Origin of the sequence: Streptomyces lydicus (genome assembly GCF_000717345.1) — a bacterium.
Classification (GTDB): Bacteria; Actinomycetota; Actinomycetes; order Streptomycetales; family Streptomycetaceae; genus Streptomyces; species Streptomyces lydicus.
Genome location: NZ_JNZA01000014.1, coordinates 211,301 through 227,004, shown reverse-complemented (window position 1 = coordinate 227,004; position 15,704 = coordinate 211,301). Strand labels below are relative to the sequence as shown.

The 15,704-nt window shown below is 72.8% G+C and carries 13 protein-coding genes and 3 tRNA genes; 9 read left to right on the top strand and 7 right to left on the bottom strand.

The window, feature by feature from the left end; translation table 11 throughout:
• Window positions 1-45: 45 nt before the first annotated feature.
• From purL to purS, 3 genes are read right to left on the bottom strand one after another with little or no spacing between them, the layout of a single operon-like run.
• Entirely contained in the window at window positions 46-2,295 is a 2,250-nt protein-coding gene (gene purL, locus OO62_RS16135) for a phosphoribosylformylglycinamidine synthase subunit PurL (protein ID WP_033268076.1), read from the bottom strand.
• A complete protein-coding gene (purQ, locus tag OO62_RS16130; protein WP_033268075.1) occupies window positions 2,292-2,972 on the bottom strand; it encodes a phosphoribosylformylglycinamidine synthase subunit PurQ in 681 nt (226 codons plus the stop codon). Before purQ ends, purL begins: the two co-directional genes overlap by 4 nt.
• Window positions 2,969-3,214 carry a phosphoribosylformylglycinamidine synthase subunit PurS gene (gene purS, locus OO62_RS16125; protein ID WP_033268074.1) on the bottom strand — a complete coding sequence of 82 codons (246 nt, stop codon included), beginning with the start codon at window positions 3,212-3,214 and terminating at the stop codon, window positions 2,969-2,971. Before purS ends, purQ begins: the two co-directional genes overlap by 4 nt.
• A gap of 300 nt (window positions 3,215-3,514) precedes the next feature.
• Here purS and OO62_RS16120 point away from each other — a divergent pair, with 300 nt between their 5' ends.
• From OO62_RS16120 to OO62_RS16085, 8 genes are all read left to right on the top strand, one after another.
• Complete coding sequence (locus OO62_RS16120) at window positions 3,515-3,835, top strand: histone-like nucleoid-structuring protein Lsr2 (protein ID WP_033268073.1); 321 nt, start codon at window positions 3,515-3,517, stop codon at window positions 3,833-3,835.
• A 119-nt stretch (window positions 3,836-3,954) separates the two neighbouring features.
• A tRNA-Gly gene (locus OO62_RS16115) sits at window positions 3,955-4,026 on the top strand.
• A gap of 75 nt (window positions 4,027-4,101) precedes the next feature.
• Window positions 4,102-4,174, top strand: a tRNA-Gly gene (locus OO62_RS16110).
• A 170-nt stretch (window positions 4,175-4,344) separates the two neighbouring features.
• Entirely contained in the window at window positions 4,345-5,409 is a 1,065-nt protein-coding gene (locus OO62_RS16105) for an ABC transporter ATP-binding protein (RefSeq protein ID WP_033268072.1), read from the top strand.
• A complete protein-coding gene (locus OO62_RS16100; RefSeq protein WP_078617191.1) occupies window positions 5,406-6,224 on the top strand; it encodes an ABC transporter permease in 819 nt (272 codons plus the stop codon). The genes OO62_RS16105 and OO62_RS16100 overlap by 4 nt, the downstream gene beginning before the upstream one ends.
• Window positions 6,225-6,298: 74 nt before the next feature.
• Window positions 6,299-7,522 carry a sensor histidine kinase gene (locus OO62_RS16095; protein ID WP_051733254.1) on the top strand — a complete coding sequence of 408 codons (1,224 nt, stop codon included), beginning with the start codon at window positions 6,299-6,301 and terminating at the stop codon, window positions 7,520-7,522.
• On the top strand, window positions 7,519-8,148 hold the full coding sequence (locus tag OO62_RS16090; RefSeq protein ID WP_033268070.1) for a response regulator transcription factor: 630 nt from the start codon (window positions 7,519-7,521) through the stop codon (window positions 8,146-8,148). Before OO62_RS16095 ends, OO62_RS16090 begins: the two co-directional genes overlap by 4 nt.
• A gap of 53 nt (window positions 8,149-8,201) precedes the next feature.
• Window positions 8,202-8,274, top strand: a tRNA-Gly gene (locus OO62_RS16085).
• Window positions 8,275-8,368: 94 nt separating this feature from the next.
• On the opposite strand, the gene OO62_RS16080 is transcribed toward OO62_RS16085, so the two are convergent.
• From OO62_RS16080 to purD, 4 genes are all read right to left on the bottom strand, one after another.
• Window positions 8,369-9,283, bottom strand: a complete 915-nt coding sequence (locus tag OO62_RS16080; RefSeq protein WP_033268069.1) for a phosphoribosylaminoimidazolesuccinocarboxamide synthase — start codon at window positions 9,281-9,283, stop codon at window positions 8,369-8,371.
• Window positions 9,284-9,391: 108 nt separating this feature from the next.
• Window positions 9,392-10,870 (bottom strand): N,N-dimethylformamidase beta subunit family domain-containing protein, encoded by a 1,479-nt coding sequence (locus OO62_RS16075; RefSeq protein ID WP_033268068.1) that lies wholly within the window; start codon window positions 10,868-10,870, stop codon window positions 9,392-9,394.
• Between the two features lie 290 nt (window positions 10,871-11,160).
• Window positions 11,161-12,939 carry a hypothetical protein gene (locus OO62_RS16070; protein WP_228332476.1) on the bottom strand — a complete coding sequence of 593 codons (1,779 nt, stop codon included), beginning with the start codon at window positions 12,937-12,939 and terminating at the stop codon, window positions 11,161-11,163.
• Window positions 12,940-13,287: 348 nt separating this feature from the next.
• On the bottom strand, window positions 13,288-14,562 hold the full coding sequence (gene purD / locus OO62_RS16065; protein WP_033268066.1) for a phosphoribosylamine--glycine ligase: 1,275 nt from the start codon (window positions 14,560-14,562) through the stop codon (window positions 13,288-13,290).
• A 362-nt stretch (window positions 14,563-14,924) separates the two neighbouring features.
• On the opposite strand from purD, the gene OO62_RS16060 reads away from it, so the two are divergent.
• Window positions 14,925-15,686, top strand: a complete 762-nt coding sequence (locus tag OO62_RS16060) for an SLATT domain-containing protein (protein ID WP_033268065.1) — start codon at window positions 14,925-14,927, stop codon at window positions 15,684-15,686.
• Window positions 15,687-15,704 lie beyond the last annotated feature (18 nt).

Below are 15,704 nucleotides of genomic sequence, written 5' to 3'. Positions count from 1 at the left end.
CCGCGGCCCGCACCGTACGTGCGGGCCGCGGCTCCTTCCGGACGATCAGGCGATCAGGCCGGGGATGGTGCTCTCGTGCGCCTGCTTCAGCTCGCTCAGCGGAATGCTGAACTGGCCCTGCACGTCGATCTCCGCACCGTCGACCACGCCGATGCGGGTGGCCGGCAGCCCCCGCGCACCGCACATGTCGGTGAAGCGGAGCTCCTCGCTGCGGGGGACGGCGACGACCGCCCGGCCGGCCGACTCGGAGAACAGCAGGACGAACGGGTCCTGGCCGTCGGGAACGACCAGGCGGGCACCCTTCCCGCCACGCAGGCACGACTCCACCAGCGCCTGGATCAGACCACCGTCGGACAGGTCGTGCGCGGCGTCGATCATGCCGTCGCGCGAGGCGGAGATCAGGACCTCCGCGAGCAGCTGCTCACGGGCCAGGTCGACCTGCGGCGGCAGACCGCCGAGGTGGTCGTGAACGACCTGCGACCAGGCCGAACCGCCCAGCTCCGCGCGGGTGTCGCCGAGGAGGTAGAGCAGCTGGCCCTCCTCGGAGAACGCGATCGGCGTGCGGCGGTTGACGTCGTCGATGACACCGAGCACCGCGACCACGGGGGTCGGATGGATCGCCACCTCACCGGTCTGGTTGTACAGCGAGACGTTGCCGCCGGTGACCGGCGTGCCGAGGATCTGGCAGGCGTCCGCGAGACCGCGGGTGGCCTCGGCGAACTGCCACATCACCGCCGGGTCCTCGGGCGAACCGAAGTTCAGGCAGTCGGAGACCGCCAGCGGCTTGGCACCGGAGGCGGCGACATTGCGGTACGCCTCGGCCAGCGCCAGCTGCGCGCCCGCGTACGGGTCGAGCTTGGCGTAGCGGCCGTTGCCGTCGGTGGCCACCGCCACACCGAGGTTCGAGTCCTCGTCGATCCGCACCATGCCGGAGTCCTCCGGCTGCGCGAGCACGGTGTTGCCCTGCACGAAGCGGTCGTACTGGTCGGTGATCCACGCCTTGGACGCCTGGTTGGGCGAGCCCACCAGCTTCAGGACCTGCGCCCGCAGCTCCGCGGCGTCGGCCGGCCGCGCCAGCTCGCCCGCGTCGTCGGCCTGGAGGGCGTCCTGCCACGCCGGGCGCTCGTAGGGCCGGTGGTACGTCGGTCCCTCGTGCGCGACGGAGCGCGGCGGGACGTCCACGATCTGCTCGCCGTGCCAGAAGATCTCCAGCTGCGAGCCGTCCGTCACCTCACCGATGACGGTGGCGATGACGTCCCACTTCTCGCAGATCTCCAGGAAGCGCTCGACGTTGCCGGGCTCGACGATCGCGCACATCCGCTCCTGCGACTCGCTCATGAGGATTTCCTCGGGCGAGAGGGAGGAATCACGCAGCGGCACGGTGTCCAGCTCGACGCGCATACCGCCGGAACCGGCGCTGGCCAGCTCGCTGGTGGCGCAGGACAGCCCGGCGCCGCCGAGGTCCTGGATGCCGGTGACCAGCTTCTCCTTGAAGATCTCCAGGGTGCACTCGATGAGCAGCTTCTCCTGGAAGGGGTCGCCCACCTGGACGGCGGGGCGCTTCGCGGGCTTGCTGTCGTCGAACGTCTCGGACGCGAGGACCGAGACGCCGCCGATGCCGTCGCCGCCGGTGCGCGCGCCGTAGAGGATGACCTTGTTGCCGGCGCCGGACGCCTTGGCGAGGTGGATGTCCTCGTGCTTCATCACGCCCACGCAGAGCGCGTTGACCAGCGGGTTGCCCTGGTAGCAGGGGTCGAAGACGACCTCGCCGCCGATGTTGGGCAGACCCAGGCAGTTGCCGTAGCCGCCGATGCCGGCCACGACACCGGGGAGCACCCGCTTGGTGTCGGGGTGGTCGGCCGCGCCGAAGCGCAGCGGGTCCATCACCGCGACCGGGCGGGCGCCCATCGCGAGGATGTCGCGGACGATGCCGCCGACGCCGGTGGCCGCGCCCTGGTAGGGCTCGATGTAGCTGGGGTGGTTGTGCGACTCGACCTTGAAGGTGACCGCGTAACCCTGGCCGACGTCGACGACGCCGGCGTTCTCGCCGATGCCGACGAGCATCGCGTCGTTCTCGGGGGCCTTCTCGCCGAACTGCTTGAGGTGGACCTTGCTGCTCTTGTAGGAGCAGTGCTCGGACCACATGACGGAGTACATGGCGAGTTCGGCGCCGGTGGGCCGGCGGCCGAGGATCTCGCGGATGCGCTCGTACTCGTCCTTCTTCAGGCCGAGTTCGGCCCAGGGCTGCTCGACGCCGGGCGTCTCGCTAGCGTGCTTGACGGTGTCGAGAGTCATGCGTTGACCAGCTTCTTCAGGATCGAGGTGAAGAATCCGAGGCCGTCGGTACGACCCGTACCGATCAGCGGCTCGACGGCGTGCTCGGGGTGCGGCATCAGGCCGACGACGTTGCCCGCCTCATTGGTGATGCCGGCGATGTCGCGGAGCGAGCCGTTGGGGTTGCCGTCCAGGTAGCGGAAGGCGACCCGGCCCTCGGCCTCCAGCATGTCGAGCGTGCGCTCGTCGGCGACGTACCGGCCGTCGATGTTCTTCAGCGGTACGGAGATCTCCTGGCCGGCGGTGTAATCCGTGGTCCAGGCGGTGTCCGCGTTCTCCACCCGCAGCTTCTGGTCGCGGCAGATGAAGTGCAGGTGGTTGTTGCGCAGCATGCCGCCGGGCAGCAGGTGGCTCTCGGTGAGCACCTGGAAGCCGTTGCAGATGCCGAGGACCGGCATACCGGCCTTCGCCTGCTCGATCACGGTCTCCATCACCGGCGAGAACCGGGAGATGGCCCCGGCCCGGAGATAGTCGCCGTAGGAGAAACCGCCGGGCAGCACCACGGCGTCGACCTGCTTGAGGTCCTTGTCGCGGTGCCACAGCGGCACCGCCTCTGCGCCGGCCACCCGGACCGCGCGCTGGGTGTCGCGGTCGTCGAGCGTGCCGGGGAAGGTGATGACTCCGATCCGCGAGGTCATGAGTCGACCCGCACGGTGAAGTCTTCGATGACGGTGTTGGCGAGGAAGGTCTCGGCCATCTCTTGGATGCGAGCGAGGGCGGCCTCGTCGACCGGACCCTCCACCTCAAGTTCGAAACGCTTGCCCTGACGGACGTCGGCGATCCCCTCGAAGCCCAGGCGTGGCAGTGCGCGCTGCACCGCCTGGCCCTGCGGGTCGAGGATCTCCGGCTTGAGCATGACGTCGACTACGACGCGTGCCACTGGCACTCCCGGTGGTGTGGTGCGTAAGGCGGTGTCCTCACAGTACCGTGTTCGAAAATCTACGCGCATAGATATCCTGGCCGTCCGATCACGGCCCGGTATCGGCAGGAGTGGACCGCTGGAAAAATCCTCGAAAAGATCCGGAGTCCGGATTGCGGGAAGACACGCTGACGAAATTAACTGGGCTTCACAATGCAATGCCCATCGCTGTACAAATGAAAAAGCATTGATCCCAATCAGCCGGATCCGGAGCATCACTCCACGTCAACACGGGGTTGCTCCACGAAAGGACCGATATCCGTGGCGCAGCGCGTAGTAGTAACGCTCTCCGATGACATCGACGGAGGAGCAGCCGCAGAGACGGTCACCTTCGGATTGGACGGGAAGTCGTACGAGATCGACCTCAATCCCGCCAATGCGAAGAAACTGCGCGGCGCACTCGCCCCGTTCGTCGAGGCCGGCCGCAAGCGGGCGAAGTCCGGCAAGGCGTACCACCGGACCGCGGTGACCCCCGATCCCGCGGCCGTCCGCGCCTGGGCCCGCTCGAACCAGATGGACGTCCCGCCGCGCGGCCGGATCCCGAAGAAGGTCTACGAGGCCTTCAACGCCGCCAACCGCTAACGGATTTGCCGGCGTCCCTCGGGCCGGGCGGAGCCGACTTGCACAGCACCCCTACTGATCAGCTAGAGTCTGGAGCACGCCGAGGGGCGAGGCCGGAAGGCCGGACCTCACGGAGTCACGCGGGTGTAGCTCAGTAGTAGAGCGCCCCCTTTCCAAGGGGGAGGCGCAGTGTGCAATCCCTGTCACCCGCTCTGACAGTCTCGACCAGTCCATTGGATCAGGTAGAGTAGCTGTCGCGCCGCTCGGTGAAAGCCGAGTGGATGCCTGCGGACGTAGCTCAGTTGGTAGAGCGCAACCTTGCCAAGGTTGAGGTCGCGAGTTCGAGCCTCGTCGTCCGCTCAGAAAGAGAAGGCCCCGGTCATCGCGACCGGGGCCTTCTGCATTTCCCGGTGCCCGGCTCCGCCCGCGCCTCCTTACCCGCTCTTCGCTCATCGGCAACTGACATTTGTCATCGGCCGTGATGACAGGGCGCACTGCCCGGAATCCCGGACCGGCGAAACGCTGGAAGCATGAACATCGGGGAGAAAAGCGCCGGGGGCGCGAGGCACAGCGGCGCGTGGTCCGACGCCGACGTGATCGACGTCACGGGACTGCGCAGGGCGTACGGCGGCGGGCGGACCCGGCCGGACCGGAACCCGCGGGGACGGAACGAGCAGGGACGGAGCGAGCGGGGCGGCCGGGTGCGGCCGGGCGGACGGCCGGGGTTCGAGGCCGTACGGGGGATCGACTTCTCGGTCGCGCGGGGAGAGCTGTTCGCACTGCTGGGGACCAACGGGGCCGGCAAGACCTCCACCCTGGAGCTGCTGGAGGGGCTGGCCGCGCCGACGGCCGGGCAGGTCCGGGTGCTGGGGCACGATCCGTTCCGCGAGCGGGCCAGGATCCGGCCGCGGATCGGCGTGATGCTCCAGGAGGGCGGGTTCCCGTCCGACCTGACGCCCGAGGAGACGGCGCGGATGTGGGCCGGGTGCACCACCGGGGCGCGGCCGGTCGCCGAGGCGCTTCGCCGGGTGGGGCTGGAGCGGCGCAAGGACGTACGGGTCAAGCAGCTGTCCGGCGGTGAGCGGCGGCGGCTGGACCTGGCCCTGGCGCTGCTGGGCGACCCGGAGGTGCTGTTCCTGGACGAGCCCACGACCGGGCTGGACACCGAGGCCCGGCACGAGACCTGGGCGCTGGTCCGTGAGCTGCGCGACAGCGGCGCCACGGTCGTGCTGACCACGCACTATCTGGAGGAGGCCGAGGAGCTGGCGGACCGGCTGGCGATCCTGCACGAGGGGCGGATCGCGGCGGCCGGACGGGTTGCCGACGTCGTCGCCGCGCACCCCTCGCACCTCTCCTTCGAGCTGCCCGACGGGTACCACCTCGGGGATCTTCCCCCGCTGGCGGAACTGGGCGTCACCGGTCACGAGACGGCCGGGCGGACGGTCCGGCTGCGGACGGACGAACTCCAGCGGGCCGCGACCGGGGTGCTGGTCTGGGCGCAGGAGAAGGGGATTGCGCTGGGCCGGCTGGATGTCAGACCGGCCTCTCTGGAAGAGGCATTTCTGCAGATTGCAAAGGGGCTGGAGAAGGCATGAGGGCAAGCGTGCGGGAAGCGGACGGCAATCTGCGCACCGGAACCGGAGCGGAAATCGGTTCCGTGGCGCGGCTACTGTCCCTGGGACGGGCCGAGTTGACGCTCATCGGCCGCAACAAGTCTGCGCTGTTCACCTCGTTGGTCATCCCCGTCGCCATGGCCCTGGCCATGAAACAGGCGGTGGCCGGAATGCCGCTGGCCCGGGCCGGGCTCTCGCCCGAAACGGTGCTGCTGCCGGCCACTCTCGGATATGTCCTGGTGTTCGCCGTCTACTCCGGCCTCACCGGCGCCTATGTCGCCCGGCGCGAGGAACTCGTCCTCAAACGGCTGCGGACCGGAGAGCTGCGGGATCTGGAAATTCTCGTCGGCACGGCGCTGCCCGCGGTGTTCCTGGGACTGGCCCAGTGCGTCCTGCTGGTGGTCCTGGGCGGGCTGGTGCTGGACACCGGCCTTCCGACGGCGCCGCACCTGCTGATCGCCGGACTGGCGCTGGGCATGGTCACGGTCGTCGGGTGCGCGGCGGCGTCGTCGCGGCTGGCCGGGTCGGCCGAGGCCGCCCAGCTGGCCGTACTCCCCTTCATGGCGGTGTCGTTGGCGGGCTCCGGGATGGTCGTCCCGCTCGACGTCCTTCCGGACCGGGTGGCCGGCGTCCTCGAACTGCTGCCGCTGTCCCCGGCGATGGAGCTGATACGGGCCGGCTGGACGGGTGGCGGGACGACGCACGACACCGTGCGGCAGCTGCTCACCGGATTGGCCTGGAGCGGGCTCGCCCTGTTTGCTGTGCAGCGGTGGTTCCGCTGGGAACCGCGGCGCTAGGGCTATCGGTACGGCGGGGACGGGGGCAGCGGATGATCCGGCGGGTACGGGCGGGGTGGCAGCGGCGGAGCCATATGGGCAGGGTCGACGCGTACTTCCGCTGGTCGCTGTACGCCGTTCCCTGGATCTCGCTGCTCGGCGGGGTGGGGCCGGTCATGGGCAGCGCGGCGGGCACCCCCACCGCGGTCACCCTGGTCGGCGTCCTCGCGGGGCTGACCGTGCTGCACGGCGGGCTGGCGGCACCGCTGTTGAACCGCTCCCTGAACCGCTACCTCACCCGGGGCGCGACTCCGCGGCCGCTGCTGGTCGCCTCGGCGGTGCTGGCGCTGCTGGCCGAGTTCCTGCTGTTCGCGCTGGTCGCCGTGCGGGGGCTGGCCGGCGAGGACGGCCTGAGTGCGGCGGTGCTGGCGATGGGCGGGGTCGTCACGCCGTTCTTCATGGCGTACTGCCTGGTGGTGTCCAAGCGGGTGTTCCTGGCGGCACTAGCCGGTGCCGCGGCGGCGCTGGCGCTGCTGATGGGGCTGTTCACGGGCGTGTGGGGGAGCTCGGTGGGCCTGGCGGTCCTGCTGCTCTCCGCCGGCGCGTGGAGCTTCGTGATCACCCGGCCGACCGGCTGGCTGCTCGCGGTGATCGGGAAGCTGGACGCGGCGCACAGCACCGAGACCCGCCTCGCGGTCGCCGAGGAACGGCTGCGGTTCGGACGGGACCTGCACGACGTGATGGGACGGAACCTGGCGGTGATCGCGCTGAAGAGCGAGCTGGCCGTGCAGCTGGCGCGGCGGGAGCGGCCGGAGGCGGTGGCGCAGATGGTGGAGGTGCAGCGGATCGCCCAGGAGTCGCAGCGGGAGATCCGCGAGGTGGTGCGCGGCTACCGGAAGGCGGATCTGCGGGCGGAGCTGGCCGGCGCCCGCTCGATCCTGCGCGCGGCCGGCGTCGACTGCCGCATCGACGGCGAGGAGGACATCCGGCTGCCGGCGGAGGTGGAGTCGGCGCTCGGCTGGGTCGTCCGCGAGGGCACCACCAATGTCCTGCGGCACGCGCCCGACGTCCGCAGCTGTGCGTTGCGGGCCCGGATCGACGCGGAGCGCGCGGTGCTGGTGATGACCATGGAGAACGACGGGGTCGGCGGTGTGCCGGCCGAGGTGGCCGGCTCCGGCTCCGTCCCCGGGAGCGGTCTGAAGGGGCTGCGGGAACGGCTCCATCCGCTGGGCGGGGCGCTGACGGCGGGCCCGGGCCCGAAGGGGTCGTTCCGGCTGACGGTCGAGCTGCCGGTGGCCGGTGCGGGGGCGGCGGGATGAGTGACGCGAGGGGTGACGGGGTGATCCGGGTGCTGCTGGCGGACGACGAGCATCTGATCCGGGGGGCGCTGGCGGCGCTGCTGTCGCTGGAGGACGATCTTCAGGTGGTCGCGGAGGCCGCGTCGGGGCCGGAGGCGCGGGCGATGGCCCGGGCCCACGAGCCGGATGTGGCGGTGCTGGACCTTCAGATGCCGGGGGCGGACGGTGTGGCGGTGGCCACATCGCTGCGGGTCGAGGTGCCGGGGTGCCGGTCCATGATCGTGACGAGTCACGGGCGGCCGGGGCACCTCAAGCGGGCGCTGGAGGCCGGGGTGCGGGGGTTCGTCCCCAAGACCGTGTCGGCGCAGCGGCTGGCGGAGATCATCCGGACCGTCCATGCCGGAAGCCGTTATGTGGACCCGGAGTTGGCGGCGGACGCGATCAGCGCCGGGGAGTCTCCGCTGACGGCCCGGGAGGCGGAGGTGCTGGAACTCGCCGAGGCCGGGGCGCCCGTCACGGAGATCGCCGAGCGGGCCGCGCTGTCGCCGGGGACGGTGCGCAACTACCTGTCGTCGGCGACCGCGAAGCTGGGCGCCGAGAACCGCCATGCGGCGGCGCGCCTCGCACGCCGGCGAGGTTGGCTATAGTGGTCCCCGCACCGCGCGGCGGCGACTGGTTCCAGGAGCCCGGCACGGAGCATGCGGACGTAGCTCAGTTGGTAGAGCGCAACCTTGCCAAGGTTGAGGTCGCGAGTTCGAGCCTCGTCGTCCGCTCAGAGTGAAGGACCCCGGTCGGTGACCGGGGTCCTTTTCGTCGTGCGGGCCCGCGCCCCGGGCCCGTCGTGCGAGCCCGGGGCGCGGTCCGGCCCTACGACCAGCTCAGGCCGGTGAGGCGCTCGTACGCCTCCAGGTACTTGGCGCGGGTGGCCTCGACGATCTCCTGCGGGAGGGCCGGCGGCGGCTGCTCGCCCGTACGGTCCCAGGCCGTGGCCGGCGAGGTGAGCCAGTCGCGGATGAACTGCTTGTCGAAGGAGGGCTGGGCGCGGCCCGGCTCCCACTGGTCGGCGGGCCAGAAGCGCGAGGAGTCGGGCGTGAGGACCTCGTCGCCGAGGGTCAGCACGCGCTCGCCGTCGGGGCGCTCGTCGAAGCCGAACTCGAACTTGGTGTCCGCCAGGATCAGGCCGCGCTCGCGGGCGATGTCGCGGGCCCGGCTGTAGACGGCGAGGGTGGTCTGGCGCAGCTCGGCGGCGACGTCGGCGCCGACCTGGCGGGCGGTCTCCTCGTAGGAGACGTTCTCGTCGTGGTCGCCGACGGCGGCCTTGGTGGCCGGGGTGAAGATCGGCGACGGCAGCTCGGAGCCGTTGGTGAGGCCCTCGGGCAGGGCCAGTCCGCAGACCGTACGGGACCGGTCGTACTCGACGAGGCCGGAGCCGGCGAGGTAGCCGCGGGCCACGCACTCGACGGGCACCATCCGCAGCGACTTGCAGATCAGGGTGCGGCCCTCCCAGTCGGCGGGGGCGCCGGCCGGGACGTCGCTGGACAGGACGTGGTGCGGGACGAGGTCGGAGAGCTGGTCGAACCACCACAGGGACAGCCGGGTCAGCACGCGGCCCTTGTCGGGGATCTCGGTGGGGAGCACCCAGTCGTAGGCGGAGGTGCGGTCGCTGGCGACCATGACCAGGTCGCCGTCGGCGTTCTGGTAGAGGTCGCGCACCTTGCCGGTGTGGAGGTGGGTGAGCCCCGGGACCTCCACAGGCTCAGGCTTTTCTACAAAACCGGACACGCTTCCTCCGCGTAGGTTGATCCAGGAGTCGCTGTCGATTCTCCCGTATGCGGAAGGGTGGCGTCCCCCGGGGGCCGGACCGCTGCCCGGCCCCGTGCGGGCGGTGCCTCAGTCCCGCTTGCAGATGCGGTCCAGGAGGTTGGCGGTGGCGCGCTGGACGCGCTGGTCGACGTGGCCGGGGCGGTCCAGGGCGGGCGACCAGGCGAAGGTGCCGGAGGCGAAGACCAGGGCGCCGCTGGGGGCGCGGTACAGGGAGGTCTCCTGATGGCGCCGGGTGCCTTCGCTGTCGCGGTACGGGGAGTGCGCGAGCAGGATGCGGTGGGTGTGCTCGGGGAGGGCGGTGCGCGGGAAGTACCGGTCGGCCTCACCGGCGACCAGGCCGGGGATCTCGTCGCCTTCGTGGGCGCCGGTGGCCTCCCACAGCCAGTGGTCGCCGTTGCGGACGACCAGCGGGGCCGGCTCGGGGACCCGGCCGGCGTACTGGATGCCCATCAGCCGCTGCTCGGGGTCGCCGGCCTCGCGCCAGAGGGCGGGCCGGCCGGGGCCCTGGCGCTTGCGGCAGCTGAGCAGGGAGTGCGGGCCGGAGGGCGTCGGGGAGAGGTCGACCTGCCAGTACATGGTGTTGGCGGAGAGGAAGACCAGGGAGGTGCCGGTATCGCGGGCGCGCTCGACCGTGCGGCGCATCGGCACCGACCAGTACTCGTCGTGGCCGGGGAAGACCAGGCCCCGGTAGCGGGACGGGTCGACCCGGCCGGCGTGCAGATCGCGGGCGTCGGCGTAGGCGAGGTCGTAGCCGTAGCGCTCGGCCCAGCGGATGAAGTCGTAGGCGTGGCCGACGTGCAGGGGAAGGCCGGCGCCGGCGTAGGGGCGGTCGAAGGAGACCGTGGTGGCGGCGTCCTGCTCGCCGAGCAGGGCGCCCTTCTCGTCCCAGGCGTGGTAAAGGCTGGCGCCCGTACGGCCGTCCTCCGGGTAGAGGTTGTACGCCTGCCAGGTGATGTCGGGCAGCAGCAGGAGCAGGTCGGCGGGGTGGTCGTCGCGGACCGTGAAGGGGATGTGGGAGCGGTAGCCGTCGGCGGTGGTCAGGACCGCGACGTACGCGCCGAGGTTCCAGAACGTGGGGACCTGGAGGCGCCAGGACAGCCACCAGTGGTGGCAGGAGACCGTGCGGCCGGCGGTCAGCGGGGCCGGCTGGACGATGCCGGCCAGCCGCGGGCTGGTGGTGATCTTGGCGGCGCCGACGCCGCCGTAGTGGCCGATGCGGTAGACGTCGATGCTGAACGGCTGGGACGGGTCCACCGAGACCCGGAAGTCGATCGCCTCGCCGGGGGCCACCGCGCCGGTGCTCGCGAAGCCCTTGATCTGGCCGTGCACGTCGTCGGCGGTACGCGGGCCGTTGTGCTTATGGGGTGCGGGCATCCGCAGGTCGCCCTGGGCGACGGCGGGGTCGACGTACCAGGGGATGATGTGGCCGGAGTCGAAGTAGTTCTCGCTGCCGCGCAGCCAGGGCAGCGGCCCCTGCCCGAACGGGTCCGTGACCGCGTGGGCGAGGGCGCCCGATTCCCAGCGCCTGATCTGTTCCGTCGCCACCTTCCACTCCCCTCCCGCGTCCCCCTGCGGCCGCGGCCGATCGGGCCGGTGTCACGTCCGGCTGAGCGAGCCCGGCCATCCCCCAGCACATCACATTACGCACTCACTTCGTCACCCTTCGTCGTGAATTTAGAGCCCCACTCCCCCGAAACGCGAACTGGAAGGGAACATTCAGCCGGGGTCGCGGAACCCTGCGGGTGACGGGTCCGGCCGGGTGTTCGCAGGTCGGCAGCTCCGGCGGGCCGGGGACGGGCCTGCGCCCCGGCGCGCGTACGGACCCGCGGTCCGCCTCATACCAGCCGGACCGGCTTCTCGGGGCGAACACCGACCGTCGTCAGCCAGCCGCGGAGCGGCTCCGCGTCGCCGTCGTCGACCAGGCTGAGCACCGGGCGGCCCAGGTCGGCCCGGCGGGCGCCGCCGACCAGCAGCGCCGGGCCGTCGAGCCAGTCCAGCCCGGGGGCGGCGCCGGCGGTGTCGACGGCGGCGCAGCAGACCATCGCGGTCACGTGGTCGGCGAGCAGCTCACGGCCCGTACGGGGCGGCTGGAGCGGGAACAGCGGCAGGCCGCCCTCGGCGGTGCCGTCGCCCCAGCCCGCGTCCACCGGCACGCCCTGCGCCGCGCCGCCGCGGGCGGCCTGGCGGGCGGCCTCCTCGCGCTCCTCGCGCTCGACCTCGGCGCCCAGCCGGGCGGCGACGAGGTCGCCGGCGCCCGCGTCGTGGGTGAGCCGGTCGATGACCCGGGCCAGGGTCGGGCCCGGCGGCACCACGGGCTCGTCGTCCCGGGGGTCCGCCGGGCGTACGCCCGCGGGCGTACGGCTCGGGGTGCTGGCGTACGACAGCGTCGGGGCGGCGGACTCGGGGGCGGGGGCCGCCGGGAACGCGGTCGTCGGGAGGGCGTCGAGGACGCGGTGGAGCCGGGCGGCCTCCAGGCGCCACTTCCGGTCCACGACCTCTTCCGGGTACTGCTGCCAGCCGACCGGGGACCAGTCGGGCCCGGGCTCGGCCGGGCCGCCGTGGAACAGGCGGGCGGCCAGCAGGGAAGCGGCGCGGTCGATGGCGCCCGGCTCCTCCAGGAGGTCGCAGGCGGGGCGTTCGCCCAGCCGGGAGGCGAAGCCGTCGGCGAGGCGGTCGCGGCGGGAGAGCTCGGTGAGTGCCGAGACCACGCCGGCGTCCAGCCGGGAGGGCCAGCGGCCCATCCGCCAGGCGGGCAGCGCGACCCGGGTCAGCAGCCGGTCCCAGCCCGCGTAGGCCAGGCCGACCTGTTCCTGGGCGACGATCCGCAGGCCGTAGTCGACGGTCTGGGCCCGCTCGGAGGCGGCGGCCGCGACCGCCCGCTCCATGATCGTGGCGTGCTCGCGGCAGGCGCGGAGCAGCAGCCGGGCCACCCGGCCGACGAAGCGGAGCGGGAGGGCGCGCAGCGGGCCGCGGGGGCGGGCGGCGACCGCGACGGCGGCGTCCAGGCCGCGGATGAAGCGGCGGGCGGCCGCTATGTCCGGGTGCGCGGAGGGGCCGGTGCCGGCGACGACCGGCGCCAGCAGGGCGCGCAGCTCGGCGACCCGCATCCACCACAGGAACGGCGAGCCGATGACCAGGACGGGGGCGGCGGCCGCCCGGCGGTCCTCGGCGGTGCCGGAGCGCCGGGCGCGGCGCGGGGGTCCGTGGGCGCGGTGCGTACGGTCCTCCAGCCAGCTGTCGCAGTCCGGGGTGAGCGCTATGGCGGAGGGCGCGGGGACGTCCAGGCGGTCGGCGAGGTCGCGTACCAGGCGGTAGAGATCAGGCGCCGACTGCTCGGAGACGGGCACGGAGGGGCTGAGCGCGGGTCTGGCGCGCGCGACGACGAGCCCGACCAGCGTCGCCAGCAGCAGGCTGAGCAGCGCGAGGCCGCTCACGGCCCAGCGGACGGCCGCGCCGGCGCCGCCCGCGCCGAAGTGGCCGGTCGCGCGGCCGGCGAAGAGCACCACCGCCACGGCAGCCGGCAGCAGCGCCACCGCCAGCGCCGTGCCGCGGATCCGCAGCACGGCGAGGGCGCGGGCACGCGCCGCCAGGACGCCTGTTTCCGGACTTGCCACGAGCCTGTACACCCCCTGCTGTCCTGATGGAGCCGGACGGAGAGAACACGGGACGGACGCCTTCGAACATTGCGTGTGGTGCGAGCGAGCTCACCCACCACCACTGTGGCACCGGCCACTGACATCGCAATGCCGGTGAGCCACTTGCCGGACGTCGCCGCGGTGACCGTGCCGCGGAACGGCACGGCGACCGCAGGACGCTTGCGCGGCACCCTAGTTGGGGGTGCTGGTCTCGTCAGCCGGAATCTGGCGTGGTCACTCGATGGAATGGCTTTGGGCAAAGCCGGGAACCCGGGGCGGGGGTGGTGTGAGCCGGGTGCGGCGCGTGTGGCATATGCGGCTTACGCCCTATGCGCCCTGTGCCTCCGCTGCCGCGTCCGCGACCTTGGCGGCGATGTCCGTACGGTGCTGGGAGCCGTCCAGGGAGATCCGTTCCACGGCCCGGTAGGCGCGCTGCCGGGCGGTGGTGAGGTCGGTGCCGGTGGCGGTGACCGACAGCACGCGGCCGCCGGCGCTGAGCACCGCGCCGGAGTCGTCCCGCCGGGTGCCGGCGTGCAGCACGTACGCGCCCGGGGCGTCCTGGTCGGCGACCTCGGCGAGGCCCTCGATGGGGTCGCCGGTGCGCGGGGTGCCGGGGTAGTTGTGCGAGGCGATGACGACGGTGACGGCCGCGTCGTCGCTCCAGCGCAGCGGCGGCAGCGCGGCGAGGTTGCCGGTGGCGGCGGCGCGCAGCAGGCCGCCGAGCGGGGTCTTGAGGCGGGCGAGGACGACCTGGGTCTCCGGGTCGCCGAAGCGGGCGTTGAACTCGATCACCCGCACCCCGCGCGAGGTGATCGCGAGCCCGGCGTAGAGCAGCCCGGAGAAGGGCGTGCCGCGGCGGCGCAGCTCGTCGACGGTGGGCTGGAGCACGGTGGCCATGACCTCGTCGACCAGCTTCGGGTCGGCCCACGGCAGCGGGCTGTACGCGCCCATGCCGCCGGTGTTGGGGCCCTGGTCGCCGTCGTAGGCCCGCTTGAAGTCCTGGGCGGGCTGGAGCGGCACGACGGTCTCGCCGTCGGTGATCGCGAAGAGCGAGACCTCGGGGCCGTCGAGGAACTCCTCGATGACGACGCGCTCACAGGCCAGCGCGTGCGCCCGGGCGGCCTCGACGTCCTCGGTGACGACGACGCCCTTGCCGGCGGCCAGGCCGTCGTCCTTGACGACGTACGGCGCACCGAACGCGTCCAGTGCCTCGTCGATCTCTTCCGCGGTGGTGCAGACGTAGCTGCGGGCGGTCGGGACGGCCGCGGCGGCCATCACGTCCTTGGCGAACGCCTTGGAGCCCTCCAGCTGGGCGGCCTGGGCCGACGGGCCGAAGACCGGGATGCCGCGCTCGCGCACGGCGTCCGCGACGCCCGCCACGAGGGGGGCCTCGGGACCGACGACGACCAGGTCGGCCTGCAGGCCGGTGGCGAGTTCGGCGACGGCCCGGCCGTCGAGGGCGTCGACCCCGTGCAATTCGGCCACCTCGGCGATGCCGGCGTTGCCGGGAGCGCAGTGCAGCGCGGTGACGTCGGGGTCGAGGGACAGAGAGCGGCACAGGGCGTGTTCGCGGGCGCCGCCGCCGATGACGAGGACCTTCACGGTGGCAGCCTAGACGAACGCACCAGACGGCCGGACGTCGGCCTTGCCCCGATCGCACAAGGCCGGCGCCGCGGCCGGAAACCGACGGAAGCCGCCGGAGCCCGCCGCGGCGCCCACCAGGCGCGGCCGGAGGCCGCCGGGCGCCGCACCCGCCGTCACCTCGCCGCCCCGTCGGTAACTCTTTCGGGTGAGCCACCTCCGGGTCCCCCGTCCCGTCCCGCACCACTTCTGGGCGGAAATAGCGGGATCTTGGGGGCGAGACCAGTCTTTCGGCGGTAGGAAGGGGCTGCGCGCAACGGCCGTCCCGGATGTCCCGCGTGCACCGGACGTATCCACACAGAGCGCGGAGAAGGAGTGCAGGGGTGAGTCAGCCCGAGATGCAGCCCGAGGGACTCCCTCGGGAGGGCGGCCGCCCCGCTCGCCGGTACGGGAACCGCGGCCTCGGCCGGCGGGACCTCGCGGGGCGGGCCTTCCCGCCCGGCGGCTGGGGCGACCCGGCCGGCCGGCTGGACGCGCTCTACCTGTGGACCGAGGAGGGCGCGCTGCGCGCCGCCGACTGGTATCTGCACGACCGGCTGGCCAAGCGGCGCGGCGCGCGGGCGCTGCGGCTGGGCGCCGCGGCCGGGGTGACGGTGGGCGGGGCGCTGCCGCTGCTGGACCTCGCCGCGGTCTGGGACGGCGGTGCGTCGTGGGGCTGCCTGTCGCTGCTGCTGGCCGCGGTGTGTGTGGGCTGCGACCGGTACTTCGGCGTGACGGCCGGCTGGATGCGGGACCTGGCGACCGCCCAGGCGATCCACCGGCGGCTGGAGGCCCTGCAGTTCGACTGGGCGGCGGAGGGCGTGCGTGAGGTGCTCGGGCCGACCGAGGGCACGGCCGGCGACGCGGCGGAGCGCTGTCTGGGCGTGCTGCGGCGGTTCAACGAGGACCTCGGCGAGCTGGTGCGGACCGAGACGGCCGACTGGATGACGGAGTTCCGGGCCGGGCCGGTGCCGCAGGCCACCCAGGCGATGGTGCCGTGGCCGGCGCCGCGGCACGAGGGGGCGGGGCCGCCGGGGCGGTACGCGGTACCGCACCGCACCCGGCCGAACATGCCGCGCCAGCGGCCGCCGGAGCAGGGCCGCTGAATTACCGGCCGGTCCCGT

What these genes read in the sequence shown, in the direction of transcription:
- purL (WP_033268076.1), bottom strand. Translation starts at nt 2,295, where the DNA reads ATGACTCTCGACACCGTCAAGCACGCTAGCGAGACGCCCGGCGTCGAG.
- purQ (WP_033268075.1), bottom strand. Translation starts at nt 2,972, where the DNA reads ATGACCTCGCGGATCGGAGTCATCACCTTCCCCGGCACGCTCGACGAC.
- OO62_RS16105 (WP_033268072.1), top strand. Translation starts at nt 4,345, where the DNA reads ATGAACATCGGGGAGAAAAGCGCCGGGGGCGCGAGGCACAGCGGCGCG.
- OO62_RS16100 (WP_078617191.1), top strand. Translation starts at nt 5,406, where the DNA reads ATGAGGGCAAGCGTGCGGGAAGCGGACGGCAATCTGCGCACCGGAACC.
- OO62_RS16095 (WP_051733254.1), top strand. Translation starts at nt 6,299, where the DNA reads ATGGGCAGGGTCGACGCGTACTTCCGCTGGTCGCTGTACGCCGTTCCC.
- OO62_RS16090 (WP_033268070.1), top strand. Translation starts at nt 7,519, where the DNA reads ATGAGTGACGCGAGGGGTGACGGGGTGATCCGGGTGCTGCTGGCGGAC.